Consider the following 17,226-nt stretch of genomic DNA (forward strand, 5'->3'; position numbering starts at 1 on the left):
TTCGGGCCGGGGCTCAGGCGACCGCTTCGGCGCGGAAGCGCTCGACCACCTGCTGCGGGGTCCACTGCACGCGCCGGCCGGCGTGCGCGCCGCGCGGGGCGCACTTCACGTGCACCAGGGACGTGACACCGCGCTCGGGCCGCACGGCCGCCAGGCCCTCGGCCGAGTCGACGCTGAACGCGGCCGAGTAGCCCGCGGCGAGGGCGAGGGCGGCGGGGTCACCGATGCGGACCGGGCGCTGGCCGCCGGTGCTCTCGTGCAGTCCGTTGTCGAGCACCACGTGGACCAGGTCGGGGGCGTGCTCGGCGATCAACGGCAGCACGCTGAGGTTCATCGCGAAGGAGCCGTCGCCGTCGAGGACCACCACGTGCTTGTCGGGGCGCGCCAGGGCCACACCCAGACCGACGGGGGCGGCCATGCCCATGGAGCCGACCAGGTAGAGGTTCTGCGGCCGGTCGGCGGTGTTGTAGAGGTCGCGGGTGATGAACCCGCAGGTCGACACATACAGCGAGGTGGGGAACTTCTCCGTGACCTCGCGGATCGCGTCCTGGATACCGAACATGGTCAGATGCCTTCCTTCACGATGAGGACGGGGGTGAACCGGCCGTCCTCGGCCTTCGCCAGGCACCGGTCGACCGAGGCGTAGGGCTTCTCCGGGTCGAAGACCGTGTGCTTCAGGTCGAACACGTCCAGCAGATTGGTCAGTTCACGGCCGATCACGTCGTGTTCCACCGCGTCGTTGCCGTCGTGACCGCGCCAGCTGACGATCAACGGCACATGCAGGTCGTAGATCAGGTTCAGCGACGTCAGCACGTTCAGCGAGTAGCCGAGACCGGAGTTCTGCATGAGGACCACGGGCCTCGCTCCGGCGGCGGCGAGCCCCGAGGCGACGCCGAGCGCGGAGTCCTCACGCGGCGCCGGCAGATAGGTCAGGCCATCGGCGAGCGGTGCCTGCTTGCCTTCGAGCACGTTGAACACGCCCTTGAGCAGCGAGCAGGGCACCCCGGTGAAGTGGGTGAACCCCCGCTCGGCGAAGGCCCGGACAAGCTGCTGTGCGGGGGTTTCCAGCTGCCCGGCCGGTGCCGGTTCGATCTGGGTGACGGTCATGACGTGAACTCACTTCCGGGGTACGGGTGCCGCGCGCCCCGACGGGCGCGCGGCACGGGCCGGTTACGGCCAGGCGTTCAGTTCGGGCAGGGCGGCGGCTGTCGTGGTGGGCGCCACGGAGTGGGGGCGGCCCGAGATCCAGGCGGCCAGCGACCGCAGGGAACCGCGGACCTCGGTGCCGTCGCCGGCGCCCTTGCGCCATTCCTGCCCGGTGTCCTCGGCGACGAGGACGGTGCCCTCGGGCAGCCGGGGCTGCAGGAACGAGACGACATGGGCCGAGAGCGCGGCGCTCCAGTCCTCGGAGCGGTGGCCCGCGCCGAGGTCGACGCCGTGCAGTTCGGTCTCCCGCCACCACGCCAACTGCGTCGCGAACAGCGGCGAGTTGCGGTACGCGCAGGGCAGGTCCCAGCCGTCGGGGCCGAGCGCCGCCCACGCCTCCTCCAGGGCGGTCAGGCCCTCCTCCAGCTGCTCGCGCAGCCATTCCACGGGGCGGTCGTGCAGCTCCTCGATGCGCCGGTCACGGGTGGGCCGGCCGCCGTCGTACACCTCGATGGTGCGGCCCTCGACGGCGTACCGGGCCTGCCGGGCGAAGGCCCTGGAGAGGTCCGCGAGGTGGATCAGGACGTGGCCCCGGGTCCAGCCGGGCAGTTCGATCGCCGCGCGGGCGTCCTGCTCGGTGAGTCCGGCCGCCTCGGCGCGCAGCCGCTCGTGGGCCGCGGTGATCTCCTTCAGCCGCTCCGGGATCTCGATGCCGCCGTACTCCGGGGCGTTGTAGGGGGTGTTGCTCATGCCGGGGTCCTTTCGATGTCCTTCGTCTCCGTGCCGGCCGGGGCCCCCTGCGGCATGAACGCGTTGATCCAGCACAGGATGTCCCGGATGACGTGGTGGTCCTTGTTCGGACGGAGAGCGCCGATCTGGTGGTACATCACACCTTCGCTGGGCGGGCCCAGGAAAGTGATCCGCGACTCGACCGTGCCATCCGCCCGCACCGGATGGAACTCGGGGGTCAGGTCCAGGCCACCGGGCACGAAGTCGCCCTCTCCCACACCGGGGTTGGTCCACTTCCGTACCAGTCCGCGGCGCAGCAGGTTGGGATAGACCGGCATCACGTCGCGCTCCGCGTCGAAGGAGTGCACACGGGCGTCCACCAGCACGTCGGCCTGTCGTACGGTGCCGGTCACCGGGCCGGTCACCCGGAACCGGCCGCTGTCCTCGTCGGTTTCGACGCGGGCGCCGGGGCCGGCCGAGATGTCGACGTGGCCGGAGCGGATGAGCGCGGTCACCTTCTCCATGGCCTCGACCGAGGCGCCCTGGCAGAGCCGGTTGTGGTGCGGGGTGTACACGCCGAGGAAGGTGCGGTGGGAGGAGGCGCGCAGTCCGCCGAAGTCGACCGCGTCGATCACCACCCCGCGCAGGTCGCGCCAGGCCGCGTCGGCGGCGGCCTTCGCCGGGTTGCTCAGGTTGCCCTGGGCCGCCCAGCGGATGTCCACGTCGAGGAAGTCGAGGAAGGTCTCGACGTATTCCTCGGCGTTCGCGTAGCCGCTGCGCGGGACGGGGCTGATCGTCCGCTCCCAGGAGAAGCGGTGCTCGGCGGCGCGCCGGGGGTGCCGCCACGGGGACTCGGCGGCGGCCACCGCGGCCGCGAACTGCTCGGGGACGTCGGCCAGGTCGAGCAGTTTGGCGGCCTGGTCGGCGCCGTGCACCACGGTGAGGAAGGAAGCGAGCAGACCGGCGAGCGGCGGCTGCCCGTCCCGCGGAGCGCCGGCCGGGGCCGTGCGGCCCGCCAGTGCCTCGTCCACCCGGGCGGCGGCGGACCGCGCCAGCTCCTCCAGCGGGGCCAGCAGGAACGCGGCCGCCTCCTGGTGGTCCGCGAACGCGTCGGCGTCCGCGAGGAACTTGTCGTACGCCGGCCGGGCCGCGCGGATCGCCGCCGCACGGAACTCCGTGCCGTACAGGGTGCCGTAGTAGATGAGCGACATCTCGAGCAGGATCAGCGGGAAGACGTGCGCCTCGAAGTCGAGCTGGCGCTTTTCGTGGCCGCCGATGACGTTGGGTACGCCCACCGTGGCGCGCAGTTCGGCCACGGCGGCCGTGGTGAGGAACGGACCCTTGTACTCAAGGGTCGCGATGTCGCGTTCCTTCTCGTTGTACGGGCGCGCGAAGGTGAACAGTCCGGAGCGGCTGAAGGCGACGACGGAGTCGGGCTCGCGTCCGCACGGCCGGTACTCCAGCCGGCCGTCCGGGCCGCGCTCGAAGGTGCCGCCCCTGCCCTCCGTGAGGTACAGCAGCACGTCGATACCGGTGAGCCCCATGCCCAGGCAGGCCACGGTGGTCCCGGGGCCGGTGCGGGCCGGGTCGAGGGACCGCTCCAACGGGTAGGCGTTCGGGATCAGATGGGCCTGGTGCCGGGCGGCGAAGTCCGCCCAGGCGGCCTGCCGCGGATCGAGTTCGGGCCGGTTGGAGGAATGACCCGTGAGCATGAGGACGTAGTCCGCCTCGTACGGCGTGGCTCCGTCCGCGGTGAGGATCCCGAACCGCTCGCCGCGCTCCTCCAGGTCCACCACTTCGGACCGCCTGAGCGTCACCGAGACGCCCTCGGCCGCGCTCAGGATGGCGACGTACTGGGTGAACTGGTCCTTCAGGGCGAGGCCGTGCAGGTAGCGCTTGGGCCAGTCCTCCGCGACCAGGTCGAAGCGCGCGTCGCCGGTCTCCTGGAACTTCCTGCGGCACCACTGCAGGAAGGTGGGCCGCTCGTCGGCCGTGAGCAGCGGGCCGGCCTCCACGACGCTCTCGTCGGCGGCGAACGCCACCTGGCCCACGACCCGGTTGAGATAGCTGGTTTTGGTCTGGTCGGGGCTGTGCACCTGGCCGGGGCCGAACTCGCCCGAGAGGTCGTAGATCGCGATCTCCAGGGGCACCGGCCGGTCGTTGGCGCGCACCAGAGCGGCGAGACGTTCCAGCACGTAGGTGCAGGTGGGTCCGCCGCCCACGATGGCCAGGTGAATCGGTGCAGTGGCTGGGGAGTTGTCGGTCGTCACCGGTTCACCACTCCTTTTTCTCGGTCTCGTGCTTGCTCAGGACGTCGTCGAACGCGGCGAAGAAGCCGGCGATGTCGGCCGCGGTGAGCTGGCCCATGTTGGCCAGCCGGAACACTCCGGCGGACTTCGCCTGGGTGGCGTAGATGACGTAGCCGCGCTCCTTGAGCCCGTCGTGGAGTTCGTCGTACGTCAGGCCGCCCGCGAGATGGGCGTTGGTGATCGAGGCGGCCCGCTGGTGCGGGGGGAGGAGCAGTTCGATGCCGCGCTGCTCGAGGCCCTCGCGGATCTCCCGGGCCCGGTCCGTGTAACGGCGGCCGCGGGCGGCCACGCCCTCCTCCAGGGTCAGGTCCAGCGCGGTGTCGAGGGCGCGCAGGACCTGCAGGGCCGGGGTGAACTGGGGGCTGCGGTCGAGGACCTGGGCGCGGTAGCCCGCGAACAGGTCGAAGTAGAAGGTGCGTGCGGGCAGCGGCTCCAGCGCGGCGAGGCGTTCGCGCGGGGCGCAGACGAAGCTGATCCCGGGCAGCCCCTCCAGGCACTTGTTCGCGGTGCCGACGCACCAGTCGACGTGGTCGGCGACGACGTCGAGCTCCTCGGCGCCCAGGCTGCTGATGGCGTCGACGATCAGCGACCGGCCGTGCCGGGCGACGACGTCGCCCAGCTCACGCAGGGGGTTGAGCATGCCGGTGCTGGTCTCGTGGTGGACCATGCCGACGTGCGTGACGCCGGGGTTCTCGCCCAGAAAGCGGTCGACCGTCTCGGGCGTGATCGGATTGGCCCACCCGAATTCGAGATGGTCCACGTCGATGCCGTGGACTCGGGCGATGCGCAGCAGCCGTTCGCCGTAGTGGCCGTTGTCGAGGACGAGGAGCCGCCCGTCGGCCGGTACGACGGAGCTGACGACCATCTCCAGGGCCGCCGTGCCCGAGCCCGTGAGCAGCACGGCGGTGTGCGAGTCGCCGCCGCCGCACACCTCGACGATCTTGTCGGCCACGGCGACCAGGAGCTCCTGGGCCTCGGGTTCGCGGTGGCACTCGTCGGGCGAGGCGATGGCGGCGCGGACCCGGTCGTGCACATTGACCGGACCCGGGTTCAGCAGGACGACCCGGTCTCGCCGGTCGGGCGCGGTGGTCATGGGGCGTTCTCCAGGAAGAGGGCGGGTGAGAGGGTGCCGTCGGCCGGGGCGCGCCGCGAGATCAGCGTGCGCGGGGCGTCTCGCGGCCAGTCCGGCAGCGGGGCGAACAGGTGCCTGAGGTCGGCCGCCGTGCGGTCGCCGCGGGTGATGACGCACTCGGCGCCGCGCCGGGCGGAGTCGGCCAGCGCCTCGACCTTGCCCTCCATGGCACCGGTGGCATCCCATGCGTCCGTCCAGAACAGGGCGTGTGCGGCAGCCAGGTCGTCGGGATCGAGGTGGGCGAGCACCGGGGACCCGGGGCCCCCGGTGTGGATGCCGTCGACATCGGTGAGGGCCACCACCCGGACCGGGCCCAGGCCCAGGCCCAGCAGGACGGCGGGTACGTCGTCGCTGCTGAGGATGCGCAGGGTGCCCTCGGCGGTGACGTAGCAGTCGCTGGACAGCACGGGCAGCGCGCCCTGGGCGAGCAGCCGGCCGACGACCGCGGTGTGGCAGGCCCGGGTGCCGTCGGGGCGCTCCTCGAGCATGGAGGTGACCTGGAGCGGGACGGCCCGCACGCCCCTGGCGCGCAGCCGGGTCGTCCACGCCCAGCGCATCAGGAACGCCGGTTCGGTCAGGGCGACGGCGGCGTACGGGTCGTCCTTGGCCGCTTTGATCCGCAGCCCGACCGGGTGGCAGAGCGCTCCGCCCCCGGTCACCAGGACCACCCGGCCGGGGAAGGCGGCGACCAGGTCCGCGAGCAGTGCGGCGTAGTCGTCGATCGCCGTGTAGTCGGTCTCGCCGGTGTGCCGCTTGTCGGAGAGGAGGCTGCCGCCGACCTTCAGGACGAGCAGCCCCGGCTCACCGGCCCGCGCGCCGGGGCCGGTCACTGGAGCGGCACATTCGAGGCGGTGCCCGCGGTGTGCCGGCCGGGGTCGAAGAGACGCGCGAGGAAGCTCTGCTGCCAGCGTGCGGTCTGCCCGTCGAGAGAGCCGTACTGCTCCAGGTAGTCGGTGTCGTCCGGGCGCACCTTGTCGAGCACCCAGGCGGGCACGGACTGTGGGTACAGCACGGCGGTGAAGTGCAGGGCGTAGTAGACGATCGCCTCGGCACCGACCTGGCGGACCCGCTCCAGGAACCGCTGCCAGGCGTCGTCGTCGGTGGCCTCGGCCACCAGGCTCAGGTCGAGGAACTTGCTGAGCTGCAGGTCCTGCTTGTTCTCGAAGAAGTGCAGGCTCACCGCCTCCTTGTGGAGGTGGGAGCACAGGTCGAGCAGCCGGTCGTCCGGGGCCGGGATCCAGGCGGGCACACCGCACAGCACGGCGGGGGCGGCCCGGTCGAGCAGTTCCTCGGCGGCCACGGAGATGCCGGTCTTCTTCTGGAAGATGTCGTGGCAGATGTCGACGTTGAAGTCGGTGATGTCGGGACGCCCGCCGGGTTTGCGGTACGGCAGCTGGTTGCTGAGGTTCAGCTTCCAGAACAGCTGCGTCTGGCGGTTGTACGGTTCGATGCGCTCGCCGTCCTCGGCGACCTGGCCCTGGAGGTAGCCGAGCCGGACGAGCACCTCGTGGGCGGCGGGCGCGTCGTCGCGGGCCAGCAGGACGTCGAGGTCCGCGATGCGACGCAGCGCCGGGTCGTGGTACTCGCCCTCGCCGAGGGAGAAGCCCTTGCGGACCGCGAACGGCAGTCCGGCGGCGGTGAGTTCGGCGAAGACCCGGCCGAATTCGTCGGCGAGTGCCTGGTTGCGGGCGCGGTTGCTCAGGTAGGCGCCGATGAACACCCAGGCGTAGGGGAAGCCGGGGGACTCCCCCGCCTTGCGGTCCAGGCGGTAGCGGTCGACGTGCCGGCCGATCAGCGGCAGCAGCTTGTGCCAGGCGGCCGCCTCCAGGAAGGCGCCCCAGTCGTGGTCGGGGCGGGCCGCCAGGGCGCGGATCTCGGCGACGTCGGCCTCGCTCAGCCGCAGCCGGGCGAGCCTGAGCAGCAGCCGGGCGTGGGTGGGCAGGTCGTCGACGGTCACCTCGGGGACGGCGGGAGCGTCGGCAGCCGGTACGGGGATCGTGTTCTCGCTTGCCATGTCACACCTTTGCCGGGGTTGTGCCGTCCTGCGTCAGCTGGCGCAGTGCACGGTGGTCGGTCTTGCCGTTCTGGGTCAGCGGCAGCGCGTCGAGCTCGGTGAGCCGGCGCGGCACCATGGCCTCGGGGAGCGAGTCGGCCAGGTAGGTCCGCAGCTCCTCCGCGGGGACGGGGCGCAGCAGCGTGTAGCAGGCGGCGAGTTCGGGCCGCCCGTCGACGACGGGCACCACGACGGCGCACTCGTCGACCGCGGGGTGACGCCGCAGGACGACTTCGATCTCGTCGAGCTCCATGCGCACTCCGGCGACCTTGACCTGCCGGTCCACGCGTCCCAGGTAGTGGACGACACCGTCCTCGAAGCGCGCCAGGTCGCCTGTGCGGTACAGCCGCCCGGTGGGCGAGTCCGGGTCGAAGGGATCGGTGAAGAACGCGGCGGCGTTGTTCTCGGGGTCGTTGAGGTAGCCGAGTCCGACGACCACTCCGCCGACGAACAGCTCGCCCGGCTCGCCGGGGTCGGCGGCCCGCCACTGTCCGCCGTCCTCGCGGGCGAGGAGGTAGAGACGGGCGCCGGTGACCGGTGCGCCGACGGGGAGCCGGGAGCGGGTGGTGTCCTGTGCGGTCACCTCGTGGTGGGTGATGTCGTCCGAACACTCCGTGGGGCCGTAGGCGTTGAGCAGCCGGATGTGGGGCGCGGCGGCCAGGAAGCGGGCGGCGAGGTTGGTGTGCAGCTCCTCGCCGGTGGAGATCAGCCAGCGCAGCGCGGGCAGGGCGACACCGGTGCGGCGCTCCGCCTGGTCGGTGATCCAGCCGACGACGGTCGGCACGAGTTCGACGACGGTGACGCCGGACCGCTCCAGGACGTTCGTCAGGCGCCGCGGGAAGGCCAGCTCCGGCTCGCGGACCACGACCACGGTGCCGCCGACGAGCAGCGGGGCCAGCATCTGCCAGATGGAGATGTCGAAGACCAGCGGAGCGGTGAAGGCAAGCCGGTCCGCTTCGGTCAGGCCGAGGTCCTCGACCTTGGCCCAGAGGTGGTTCATCATGCCGCGGTGCTCCACCGAGGCGCCCTTGGGCCGCCCGGTGGTGCCGGAGGTGAAGATGCAGTAGCGGGGCTCCAGGGAGCGGTCCGGGGCGTCCTCCGCGGACGGGACGGGCACCGGCGCGCCGGGCCCGGAGGCGTCGCCGCCGGGTGCCGAGACCACCGTCGTCCCCAGCTCGGCCGCCGCCTTCACGGCCGTACGGCCGCGCGGGCCGTCGCCCCCCGGGTCGCCGGAGTAGTCGAGCAGCAGGTCGGCGCCGCTGCGCGCCAGCACCTCACCGACCCGCTGGGCCGGCCAGTCGGGGGCGATGGGCAGGTAGACGGCGCCGAGGCTCTCGAGGGCGAGGAACCCCGCGATCGTGTCGGCCGAGCGGTCGCCGACCGCCGCGACGACCGTGCCGGCCGAGCAGCCGGCCGCGCTCAGCACGGTGCGGAACCGGTCGACGCGGGCGAGCAGTCCGGCGTAGGTCAGGGCCGGCTCGCCGTCGACGACCGCGGTGCGGTCCGGGGTCCGTGCCGCGGTGCGGGCCACTCGCGACAGCACACCGGACGCGGTGTCGAACCGGCCGCCGTCCCGGCCCAGGCCCAGCACGCGGGCCCGCTCCGCGGCACCCGGTGCGAGCGGCAGGGGCGCCGGCGTCAGGGGCGCGGTCATGCGGCACCCGCGCTCTGGTGACGGTCCAGCTCGTGGAAGAAGCCGCCGATCGGGACGGTGTCGCCGGCGGCGGTGGCGAGCCGATGCACATGGGCGCCGACGACGAGGTCCAGCACGCCCAGACCGAACGGCGAGAAGATGACGGGCCGGTCGGTGGGTGCCGTGAACTTGCCGGCGAGGACGTCGTACAGCGTGGCGTCCAGGAAGTCGCGGTTGCCGGTCCGCTGTTCGGCCAGGTGCACGGAGGTGTCGGCCTTCAGCACGTGCTCGACGTCGTCGACGACGTTGGCGCTGCGCAGCACGACCTCGGTGCCCAGGTCACGCAGCGAGACGTGCAGCACGAGGGGGTTGTGGTCGAACCAGGAGGGATCGACCACGTGCGGGGTGGCCGCGGTGGTCGCGAACACGATCAAATCCGAGGACCGGACGAGGGACTCCGCGTCCTGGTGCACCCGCACCGGCCGGCCGGTCGGTCCGAGGACCTGCTCGGCGAAGGAGGCGGCGTACTCCGCGCTGAGGTCGAACACCCCGAACTCGTCGATCTGCCAGCCCAGTTCGGACAGGTAGTCCTGGACGAACCGGGCGATCAGCCCGGTGCCGAAGAAGCCGACGCGGCGCGGGGTGCCGCGCTGCTCGGCCAGTCGGCGGGCGGCGGAGGCGGCCGACGCCGCGGTGCGCACCGCGCTGATGATCGACCCTTCGAGACAGGCGTACGGGTACCCGGTGCGCGGGTCGTTGAGCAGCAGGAGCGCCGAAGCGCGCGGAATGCCCAGGTCGAGGTTGGTGGGGAAGCTGGAGATCCATTTGATGCCGTCCACCCCGACCTCGCCGCCCACCGAGGCCGGCAGCGCGATGATGCGCGCGGTGGGCCGGTCGGGGAAGCGGAGGAAGTAGGACGGCGGGTTCACGGTCTGTCCCTCGCCGTGGAGCCGGTAAGCGTCCTCGACCAGGTCGATGATCTCCGCCCGGCGTCCCGCCAGGCTTCTGTGGACGGCCTCGCCCGGGACGACGGAGAATCCCGGGGGTCCGGCCTGTTGCTCAGCCATTGCTGTCTTCCCGTTCCGTGTGGAGGTCGCCGTAGGTGTCCTGGACCCACGCGTCGTCGTAAACCGTTTCGATGTAGCGATCGCCCAGGTCGGCGGAGATGGCCACCGCGTTCAGCGAGCGGCCCGGGTCGTGCTCGGCCAGCCACCGGGCGGCGCCGCTGACGACGGTCCCGGTGGAGCCGCCGAGGAGGAACCCGTGCCGGGCCAGACGCCGGCACATCCGTACCGCGTCCTGCTCCGGCACCTGGACCACGTCGTGGACCAGGCCCCGGTGCACGAAGGGCATGGGTTCGCTGGCCCCGAGCCCGGGCAGATGACGTGGGCCGGCGGCCAGGCCGAAGTTGACCGAGCCCACGGTGTCCACCGCGACGATGCGCACCCCGGGCCGGTTCTCCCGGAAGTACTCCGCGCATCCGCTGAGCGTCCCGCCGGTCCCCACGCCGACGAAGAGCACGTCGAGACCGGGGAACTGTTTCGCTATCAGGGGCGCGGTGTTCTCGTAGTGGGCCAGCCAGTTGGCCGGGTTCTCGTACTGGTTGAGCCATACGTAGCCGGTGTTGTGCTCGCACAGCTCCCGTACGAGTGCCTTGCGCGCGGAGAGGTAGCTGCCGCTCGCGTCGGGCCGGTCCACCACCACGACCTCGCTGCCGAGCGCCCGCATCAGTTTGACCGTCGCCGGGTTGCACTTGGGGTCGGTGACACAGACGAAGGGGATCGACCGCGCCGCCGCGACGATGCTCAGCGCCACGCCGAGGTTGCCCGAGGAGGATTCGACGAGGGTGGAGCCCTCCTCGATCAGACCGTTCCTGAGGCCGGAGGCGACCATGGACGTGGCGGCCCTGAGCTTCACGGAGCCCGCGAAGTTGAAACCCTCGCACTTGAGGTTCAGCGGGATGCCGAGCGTGTGGTCCAGGTCGATGTAGACGTCGCTGTCGAGCAGGTCGTCCGCCGTAGAGATGATTGCCAAGGGTCCTGTCCGCTTCTGTGCGCTGGTCCGCTCACGGCCGCCGTCCGCTCGTTCCTCACGCGCCGCGCGGTTGTCCTCGCGGTCAGCTGTCGAGCTTCTGCCAGGTGTCGAGCCCCTGGAGCGCGAAGATGTCCTTGACGGAGGCGATGGAGCCCTCGAGTGCCGTGGTGTCGCCGTTCTCGTACACGGAGCGGTAGGTGTCGCGCAGTGCGCTGACCGTGGCGCGCAGGCCGTGGTTGGCGTAGATGACGACGGAGACGCCGGCCTTCTGGATGTCGTCGATGTGCCAGTCGGGGTAGGTGGTCGGGACGATGACCACGGGGACGCGGAAGTCCCAGCCCTCCAGGAAGGCGACGACCTGGTCGCGCGTCTTGGCCTTGGAGTGGACGAGCACGGCGTCCGCGCCGGAGTCGGCGTAGGTGCGGCAGCGCTCCAGGGCCGCGTCCACGTCGAGGCCGCTGATGAGCGCTTCGGTGCGGGCGATGACGAAGGTCTCCGTGGAGGCCTGCGCCTCCTTGGCGATCTTGATCTTCTTGGCGAACTCCTTGGTGCCGAGCAGTGTCTGACCGCCCGCCACGAAGCTGTTCATCTTGGGGAACAGCTTGTCCTCCATGCAGAGTCCGGTGATCCCGGCCGCCTCGAACTCGTGGACCATGTGCGCCACGTTGAGGTTGCCCCCGTAGCCGGTGTCGCAGTCGGCCACGACCGGGATGCGCAGCACCTTCTGGATGTTCGCGGCGGCTTCGAGGTACTCGGTCATGCTCAGGATGCTGGCGTCGGGCAGGCCGCGGGACGCGGAGACCTCGAGGCTCGACGACCACACGGCCTGGAAGCCGGCCTCTTCGGCCAGCAGTCCGCCCAGTGCGTGGTTCGCTCCCGCGACCCGGACGACGTCGTTGTCCGCCAGGACGGAGCGGAATGAGGGGTATATGGGTCGCTGCACGCCTGAAACTCCTGGTCTTTTGACAGTGAAATGGCAATCCTTGCCAAAGTGCTGGGCTGTGCTGAGCTGTGCTGAGCTGTGTGCTGAGCTGCTGTGAACTGCCGAGATCTGGCCATCGAGGCGTTTGATCGATCGGCACAGTCCAGAAAGCTAGATGGGCTTGGCAAGGGTTGTCAATGACTTGTCAACGCATTGCCAACGTGCTGCAATCGTCCTGGCCCGGCTGTCGGGCCGACGGGAAGAAGAGAGGAACAGCAGAGAATGAGCACTGCGCTCGCGCCTACTCACCCACGCACTCTGGAAGTCCCCGCCGAGGCGTTCCACACCTTCTCGGAGCAGGCTCAGAGCGAACTGGCCGCCTACGTGGCCGAGCTCGACCGGCAGCACCCGGAGGGACGCGTCGACGCCGTCGAGGTGGACCTCTCCGCCGTACCGCTGTTCGCCGCGGAGGTCGACGGGAGCCGCGACGTCATCGACTCCCGCGTCCACTTCATCGTGTACGACCGCGTGGCGGGCGTCCGGTCGCTGCGCCAACAGGCCCTGTACGCCTGGGTGCTGGGCATCGCGCTGGGCCGGCCCATGGTCCAGAACACCGACGGCTGGCGCCTGATCGAGGTGTACGACCGCGGCGTGCGCAAGACCATCGAGGACGGCGCCCGCTACCACCAGACCAAGCAGGGCTCGTACATGCACAACGACGCCGTCAACGACGTCGACCCCATCGACTACCTGCTGCTGTCCTGCGGCCAGTCCGCGTACATCGGCGGCGAGAGCATCCTCGTCGACGCGAAGCCCGTCCACGACGTCCTCGCCGAGCACCCCGACGTCCTCAAGATCCTCACTCAGGACTTCTGGTTCGAGAAGCGCGGCATGTCGCTGACCGCGGAGACCGGCTTCTTCCGCTCCCCGATCATCCGGTACACCGCCGAGGGCGAACCGCTGGTCCGCTATTTCCGGACGTACATCGAGGTCGCCCACGAGAAGAAGGGCGAGCCGATCACCGACGAACAGCGCGCCGCCCTCGACTTCTTCGACGCCGTCCTCGACCAGTCGTCCGTGCAGTACCGCATCCGCCTCGAACGAGGCCAGACCCTGGTCTCCGCCGACGACCGGTTCCTGCACACCCGCACGGCCTTCTACGACCGGTTCGCGCCCCGCGAGATCGACCTCGGCAACGACAGCCCGGACCAGGTCAACCGCTACATGTTCCGCATGTGGTCGAGCAAGTAGCCCCGCACCGCCCACCGTCACGCAGCGCAGCACGTTCAGCCGAGGAGAACACCCATGCCCAGTGACTCCCTCCGCTCGGTGGGCCACGACCTGGCCGCCGAGATGCGCCGGCAGCGCCCGCACGACTGCGTCGCGACGTCGGCCGCGGTGCAGTCGTGGCACCGCGTCGGCGGCCGGTACGCCGAAGGGCGCGTCCGTGACATCAGCGTGCAGCGGGGGCAGGCCACGGCCGCGCGCTATGTGCTGCGCGACTCCTACCGGCACCACGCCGTCTCCGGCCTCGACCCGGCGGTGGCGCGGCTCGCCGCCGACGACGCCCGGGACCCGGTCGGCCACCGCGCCCCGGACACCGGTCCGGTGCCGGAGTGGATGGAGCTGTCCGCCGCGCTCGGCGCCCTGGCCGAACTGGAGGAATCGGCCCGGAAGTTCGACCCCTCGGTCGCGCAGGTCGTGGTGGACTTCGAGCTCGGGGACCAGGACCTGGTGCTCGCCGACGACGCCGGACTGTACGACGAACACCGGCTGCTGAGCTACCTCACGATCCGGGTGATCGCCCGCCGCGGCGGCCGCGTCGCCACCGGCTTCTACACCCCCGGTGTCAGCGGGCCGCTGAGCGGCATCGACGTCCGCGCCGCCGGACAGGAGGTGGCCCGCCGCGCGGTGACCGGGCTCGACGCCAGACCCGCGCCGGTCGGCCGGCTCCCCGTCGTCGTGGCGGGCGGCCGGGGCATGGTCCTGCTGCACGAGGCCTGCTGCCATCCGCTGGAGGGCGACGAGGTGCTGCGCGGCTCCGTCTACGCCGGCCGTCTCGGCGAGGACATCGCCTCCCCCCTCGTCACCCTGGTCGACGACCCCACGGTGGGGCAGGCGGTGGGCAGTTACACCTACGACGACGAGGGCACCGTGGGCAGCCCGACCACCCTCATCGAGAACGGCGTGCTCACCGGCTATCTGACCGACCAGGAGTCGGCGGCCCGCCTCGGCCGGGCCTCCAGCGGCAACGGCCGGTGCACGACGGTGCTGCAGCCGCCCCAGCCACGGATGACCAACACCTGTCTGGCGGCCGGCACCTCGAGCGTGGCCGACATCATCGCCTCCACCGAGCACGGCATCTACGCCCAGCACGTCGGCGGCGGCGAAGTCATCGAGTCGACCGGCGAGTTCACCTTCCGGGTGACCAACGGATACCTCATCGAGAACGGGCGGATCACCGACCCGATAGAAGAGACGACCATCACGGGAACGGGAACGCAGGTGCTCCGGGACATCGACGCCGTGGCCGACGACAGCACGGTCGGCGCCGCCAAGTGCGGCAAGTTCGGACAGTGGGTGACGGTCGGCGTGGTCGGCCCCACCCTCAGGGTCGGTTCGCTGCTGGTGGGCGGTACCGAGCGATGAGCGGCACACGGAGCACGAGCGCCTCCCCCGCGACGGCGAGCGACGCCCTGATCGAGGAAGCGGCACGGCACGGCGCGGACGCCGAGGTGTGGACGCTGCGCCGGCGGACCGATGAGCTGGTCTGCCGCCTCGGCACCGTCGAACGCCGCAGCGACGTGGCCAACGGCGCCACCGCCCTCACCGTGTGGGCGGAGGGCACCGAGGGCTACGCGGTGCAGAACGTCCCCGACTCCCGTGACCCCGCCCTGGTCACCGCCGCCCTCGCGGTGGGCCGGGCACTGTCCGGGACCGGCGCCGTCCCGCCGCCCCCGCCCGCTCCCGGAGCGCCGCAATGGGCGCCGGACACCCCGCCACCGCACCTGGACGCCGAGGCCACCGAACGGCTCCGGGCGCTCAGCGCGGGCGACGACGGCCTGGAGGTCGAACTGCGCGCCGGCGCCGACCGCTCCCACATAAGGCTGCACCGCGCCGGAGCCCCGCCCATCGGCTACGACACCGGCGTCGTCCAGCTGCACACCCGCATCACCGCCCGCGGCGACGGCATCGGCTACATCGGCCACCAGTCCTACGGCCGCTCCGTGCCGGACCTGCTCGACCGGGTGGAGAGCACGGAACTCCCCGAGCTCGTCGGACTGGCACGTCTGCTGGCCGCGAAGCCCGTCCCGCGGCTCGTCTACGACGACCTCCTGGTCGACGGCCGGGTGCTGGTCAAGCTGCTCTCGCTGATCGTCCCCGCCTTCCTGCTGGACTCCGTCCTCGAAGGGCGCTCCCCGCTCGCGGACCGCACCGGCGAAGCGGTCGCCTCGCCGGGCGTCGGCCTCGTGGACGACCCGACCGCACCCGACAGCCCGCTCCCGGTCCCCTGGGACGGCGAGGGAACCGTCTGCGGCCGCACCGCGCTGATCGAGGACGGTACGCTGCGCGGCTTCCTCAGCGCCCGCCGCACGGCAGCCGAGGCGGGCACGACCAGTACTGGCTCCGGGCAGCGCGGCCCCGGTGGCGAGATGGTCACCGTCCAGCCCGGTCATCTGCGGCTGAGTCACACCACCGACCTCGGCACCGAGTTCCGGCCCGGCCGCACCGTGCTGCACGTGGTGCAGGCCAACGGAGCGCACACCTCCAACCCCATCACCGGCGAGTTCTCCATCGGCGCCAACGCGGTGGTCGTCGGGCCGGACGGCACCCGGAACAACGCGGGCAACATCACCCTCGCCGGCAACGTCTTCGAGCTGCTGCGGAACATCGACGGACACGACGGCCGGGTACGGGTCAACCGCAGCCACAACTCCTTCGTCGCGGGGCCAGGGGTATGGACCACCAGCCTCACGACCGGCCGCTAGGCCACGGGGAGTCCACATGTCACTGCTGAAGAACCCCGAGTTCCGGCTGTTCTGGGGCGCCCAGACGATCAGCATGATCGGGACGAACACGAGCAGGACCGCCATCCCGCTGCTCGCCGCGACCACGCTCGCCGCGACCCCGATGCAGATGGGGGTGCTGGGGGCGGCGCAGACCTTCGCCTTCCTGCTCGTCGGGCTGCCCGCCGGAGTCCTGGTCGACCGGGCCCGACGACGTCCCGTCCTCATCGTCTGCGATCTGCTGCGGGCCGCCCTGATGATCCTGATCGGCGTGGGTTTCTTCCTGGACCGGATCTCCTTCCCGGCCCTGCTGGCAGGCATGCTGCTGATCGGGTTCGCCACCGTCTTCTTCGAGATCGCCTACCAGTCCTACATCCCGGTCGTGGTGGGCCGCGACCGGCTCGTGGAGGGCAACGCCCGTCTGGAGAGCACCAACTCGGTCTCCCGGACGGTCGGCCCCACCCTCGGCGGCTCCCTCGTGGAACTCGCCGGCGCCACCGCCACCCTGTGCACCCAGTCGGTCGCACACCTGCTGTCGGTGTTCCTGCTGTCCCGCATCCGCACCGCCGAACCGGTCCCGGAAGGACGCCCCGACCGGCGCATGGGAGCCGAGATCCGAGCGGGTCTGCGTTTCGTACTGCGCCACCCGGTGTTCCGCGCCATCACGGGTTCGGCCGCCACGTACAACTTCTTCTACGCCATGACCGTGCCGCTGGTGACACTGCTGCTGGTGGACGAGATCGGGTTCTCGGGCACCCTCGTCGGCGTCCTCATGACCATCGGCGGGGTCGGCGGAGTGCTCGGCGCCGCCCTGTCCGGCCGGCTCGCGCTCCGGCTCGGCCAGGTCCGCGCGATGCGGCTGGGCTATCTCACGACGGTGCCCACCACCCTGCTGATCCCGTTCGCCGGCGACGGCTGGGCCGCGCTGCTGTTCGCCGGGCCCTGGTTCGTCACGGCCTTCGGAATCATCGTCTACAACGTCGGCCAGGCCAGCATCCGGCAGGCGCTGTGCCCGCCCGACCTGCTGGGCCGGATGAACGCCAGCGTGCGCTTCCTCGTCTGGGGAATCCTGCCGCTCGGCTCCCTCGCGGGCGGCGCGCTGGGCGAGTGGGCCGGAGTACGGACCGCCCTGTTCATCGCCGGGGCGGGGATGAGCGCCGGCGGACTGTGGCTGGTCTGTTCCCGGCTGCGGAGCATGCGCGACCTGCCCGCGCCGGAGGACTTCCCCTCGGCGCACACCGCCCCCCTGAGCAAGTGAATG

At 71.4% G+C, this 17,226-nt stretch carries 15 protein-coding genes; 4 read left to right on the forward strand and 11 right to left on the reverse strand.

Annotation, left to right across the window (positions count from 1 at the left end):
• Nucleotides 1-13: 13 nt before the first annotated feature.
• From IG99_RS28850 to IG99_RS28900, 11 genes are all read right to left on the reverse strand, one after another.
• Nucleotides 14-562 (reverse strand): thiamine pyrophosphate-dependent enzyme, encoded by a 549-nt coding sequence (locus IG99_RS28850; RefSeq protein WP_037678811.1) that lies wholly within the window; start codon nt 560-562, stop codon nt 14-16.
• Between the two features lie 2 nt (nt 563-564).
• Nucleotides 565-1,107, reverse strand: coding sequence for a thiamine pyrophosphate-binding protein (locus IG99_RS28855; protein ID WP_051865995.1), 543 nt, complete (start codon nt 1,105-1,107; stop codon nt 565-567).
• A 63-nt stretch (nt 1,108-1,170) separates the two neighbouring features.
• Entirely contained in the window at nt 1,171-1,896 is a 726-nt protein-coding gene (locus tag IG99_RS28860) for a maleylpyruvate isomerase family mycothiol-dependent enzyme (RefSeq protein WP_051865996.1), read from the reverse strand.
• Nucleotides 1,893-4,145 (reverse strand): FAD/NAD(P)-binding protein, encoded by a 2,253-nt coding sequence (locus IG99_RS28865; RefSeq protein ID WP_037678815.1) that lies wholly within the window; start codon nt 4,143-4,145, stop codon nt 1,893-1,895. Before IG99_RS28865 ends, IG99_RS28860 begins: the two co-directional genes overlap by 4 nt.
• A gap of 4 nt (nt 4,146-4,149) precedes the next feature.
• Nucleotides 4,150-5,277, reverse strand: coding sequence for a pyridoxal-phosphate-dependent aminotransferase family protein (locus IG99_RS28870; protein WP_037678818.1), 1,128 nt, complete (start codon nt 5,275-5,277; stop codon nt 4,150-4,152).
• The gene (locus tag IG99_RS28875) at nt 5,274-6,146 is read right to left on the reverse strand and encodes an amino acid kinase family protein (protein WP_037678819.1); all 873 of its coding nucleotides are present in this window, start codon (nt 6,144-6,146) and stop codon (nt 5,274-5,276) included. The genes IG99_RS28870 and IG99_RS28875 overlap by 4 nt, the downstream gene beginning before the upstream one ends.
• A complete protein-coding gene (locus IG99_RS28880) occupies nt 6,143-7,330 on the reverse strand; it encodes a nucleotidyltransferase domain-containing protein (RefSeq protein WP_051865998.1) in 1,188 nt (395 codons plus the stop codon). Before IG99_RS28880 ends, IG99_RS28875 begins: the two co-directional genes overlap by 4 nt.
• 1 nt (nt 7,331) lies before the next feature.
• Nucleotides 7,332-9,023 (reverse strand): amino acid adenylation domain-containing protein, encoded by a 1,692-nt coding sequence (locus IG99_RS28885; protein ID WP_037678829.1) that lies wholly within the window; start codon nt 9,021-9,023, stop codon nt 7,332-7,334.
• Nucleotides 9,020-10,069, reverse strand: coding sequence for a 2,3-diaminopropionate biosynthesis protein SbnB (sbnB, locus tag IG99_RS28890; RefSeq protein WP_037678830.1), 1,050 nt, complete (start codon nt 10,067-10,069; stop codon nt 9,020-9,022). Before sbnB ends, IG99_RS28885 begins: the two co-directional genes overlap by 4 nt.
• A complete protein-coding gene (sbnA, locus tag IG99_RS28895) occupies nt 10,062-11,036 on the reverse strand; it encodes a 2,3-diaminopropionate biosynthesis protein SbnA (RefSeq protein WP_051866000.1) in 975 nt (324 codons plus the stop codon). The genes sbnB and sbnA overlap by 8 nt, the downstream gene beginning before the upstream one ends.
• Before the next feature lie 82 nt (nt 11,037-11,118).
• On the reverse strand, nt 11,119-11,979 hold the full coding sequence (locus IG99_RS28900; protein ID WP_037678832.1) for an isocitrate lyase/phosphoenolpyruvate mutase family protein: 861 nt from the start codon (nt 11,977-11,979) through the stop codon (nt 11,119-11,121).
• A gap of 261 nt (nt 11,980-12,240) precedes the next feature.
• On the opposite strand from IG99_RS28900, the gene IG99_RS28905 reads away from it, so the two are divergent.
• The 4 genes from IG99_RS28905 to IG99_RS28920 are packed head-to-tail and all read left to right on the forward strand — an operon-like array spanning nt 12,241 to nt 17,223.
• Nucleotides 12,241-13,209, forward strand: coding sequence for a TauD/TfdA family dioxygenase (locus tag IG99_RS28905; protein WP_037678834.1), 969 nt, complete (start codon nt 12,241-12,243; stop codon nt 13,207-13,209).
• Between the two features lie 54 nt (nt 13,210-13,263).
• Complete coding sequence (locus IG99_RS28910; protein WP_051866001.1) at nt 13,264-14,607, forward strand: TldD/PmbA family protein; 1,344 nt, start codon at nt 13,264-13,266, stop codon at nt 14,605-14,607.
• Nucleotides 14,604-15,947, forward strand: coding sequence for a metallopeptidase TldD-related protein (locus IG99_RS28915; protein WP_037678835.1), 1,344 nt, complete (start codon nt 14,604-14,606; stop codon nt 15,945-15,947). Before IG99_RS28910 ends, IG99_RS28915 begins: the two co-directional genes overlap by 4 nt.
• A gap of 16 nt (nt 15,948-15,963) precedes the next feature.
• Entirely contained in the window at nt 15,964-17,223 is a 1,260-nt protein-coding gene (locus IG99_RS28920) for an MFS transporter (RefSeq protein ID WP_037678837.1), read from the forward strand.
• Nucleotides 17,224-17,226 lie beyond the last annotated feature (3 nt).

The sequence above is a fragment of the Streptomyces griseus subsp. griseus genome (assembly GCF_000720255.1).
GTDB classification, from domain to species: domain Bacteria; phylum Actinomycetota; class Actinomycetes; order Streptomycetales; family Streptomycetaceae; genus Streptomyces; species Streptomyces griseus_I.

Bases quoted from the DNA above. Each gene is read 5' to 3' on its own strand.
- IG99_RS28855 (WP_051865995.1), bottom strand. From the start codon at position 1,107: ATGACCGTCACCCAGATCGAACCGGCACCGGCCGGGCAGCTGGAAACC.
- IG99_RS28880 (WP_051865998.1), bottom strand. From the start codon at position 7,330: ATGGCAAGCGAGAACACGATCCCCGTACCGGCTGCCGACGCTCCCGCC.
- IG99_RS28920 (WP_037678837.1), top strand. From the start codon at position 15,964: ATGTCACTGCTGAAGAACCCCGAGTTCCGGCTGTTCTGGGGCGCCCAG.
- IG99_RS28915 (WP_037678835.1), top strand. From the start codon at position 14,604: ATGAGCGGCACACGGAGCACGAGCGCCTCCCCCGCGACGGCGAGCGAC.
- IG99_RS28860 (WP_051865996.1), bottom strand. From the start codon at position 1,896: ATGAGCAACACCCCCTACAACGCCCCGGAGTACGGCGGCATCGAGATC.
- IG99_RS28870 (WP_037678818.1), bottom strand. From the start codon at position 5,277: ATGACCACCGCGCCCGACCGGCGAGACCGGGTCGTCCTGCTGAACCCG.
- IG99_RS28885 (WP_037678829.1), bottom strand. From the start codon at position 9,023: ATGACCGCGCCCCTGACGCCGGCGCCCCTGCCGCTCGCACCGGGTGCC.
- IG99_RS28910 (WP_051866001.1), top strand. From the start codon at position 13,264: ATGCCCAGTGACTCCCTCCGCTCGGTGGGCCACGACCTGGCCGCCGAG.
- IG99_RS28850 (WP_037678811.1), bottom strand. From the start codon at position 562: ATGTTCGGTATCCAGGACGCGATCCGCGAGGTCACGGAGAAGTTCCCC.
- sbnB (WP_037678830.1), bottom strand. From the start codon at position 10,069: ATGGCTGAGCAACAGGCCGGACCCCCGGGATTCTCCGTCGTCCCGGGC.
- IG99_RS28905 (WP_037678834.1), top strand. From the start codon at position 12,241: ATGAGCACTGCGCTCGCGCCTACTCACCCACGCACTCTGGAAGTCCCC.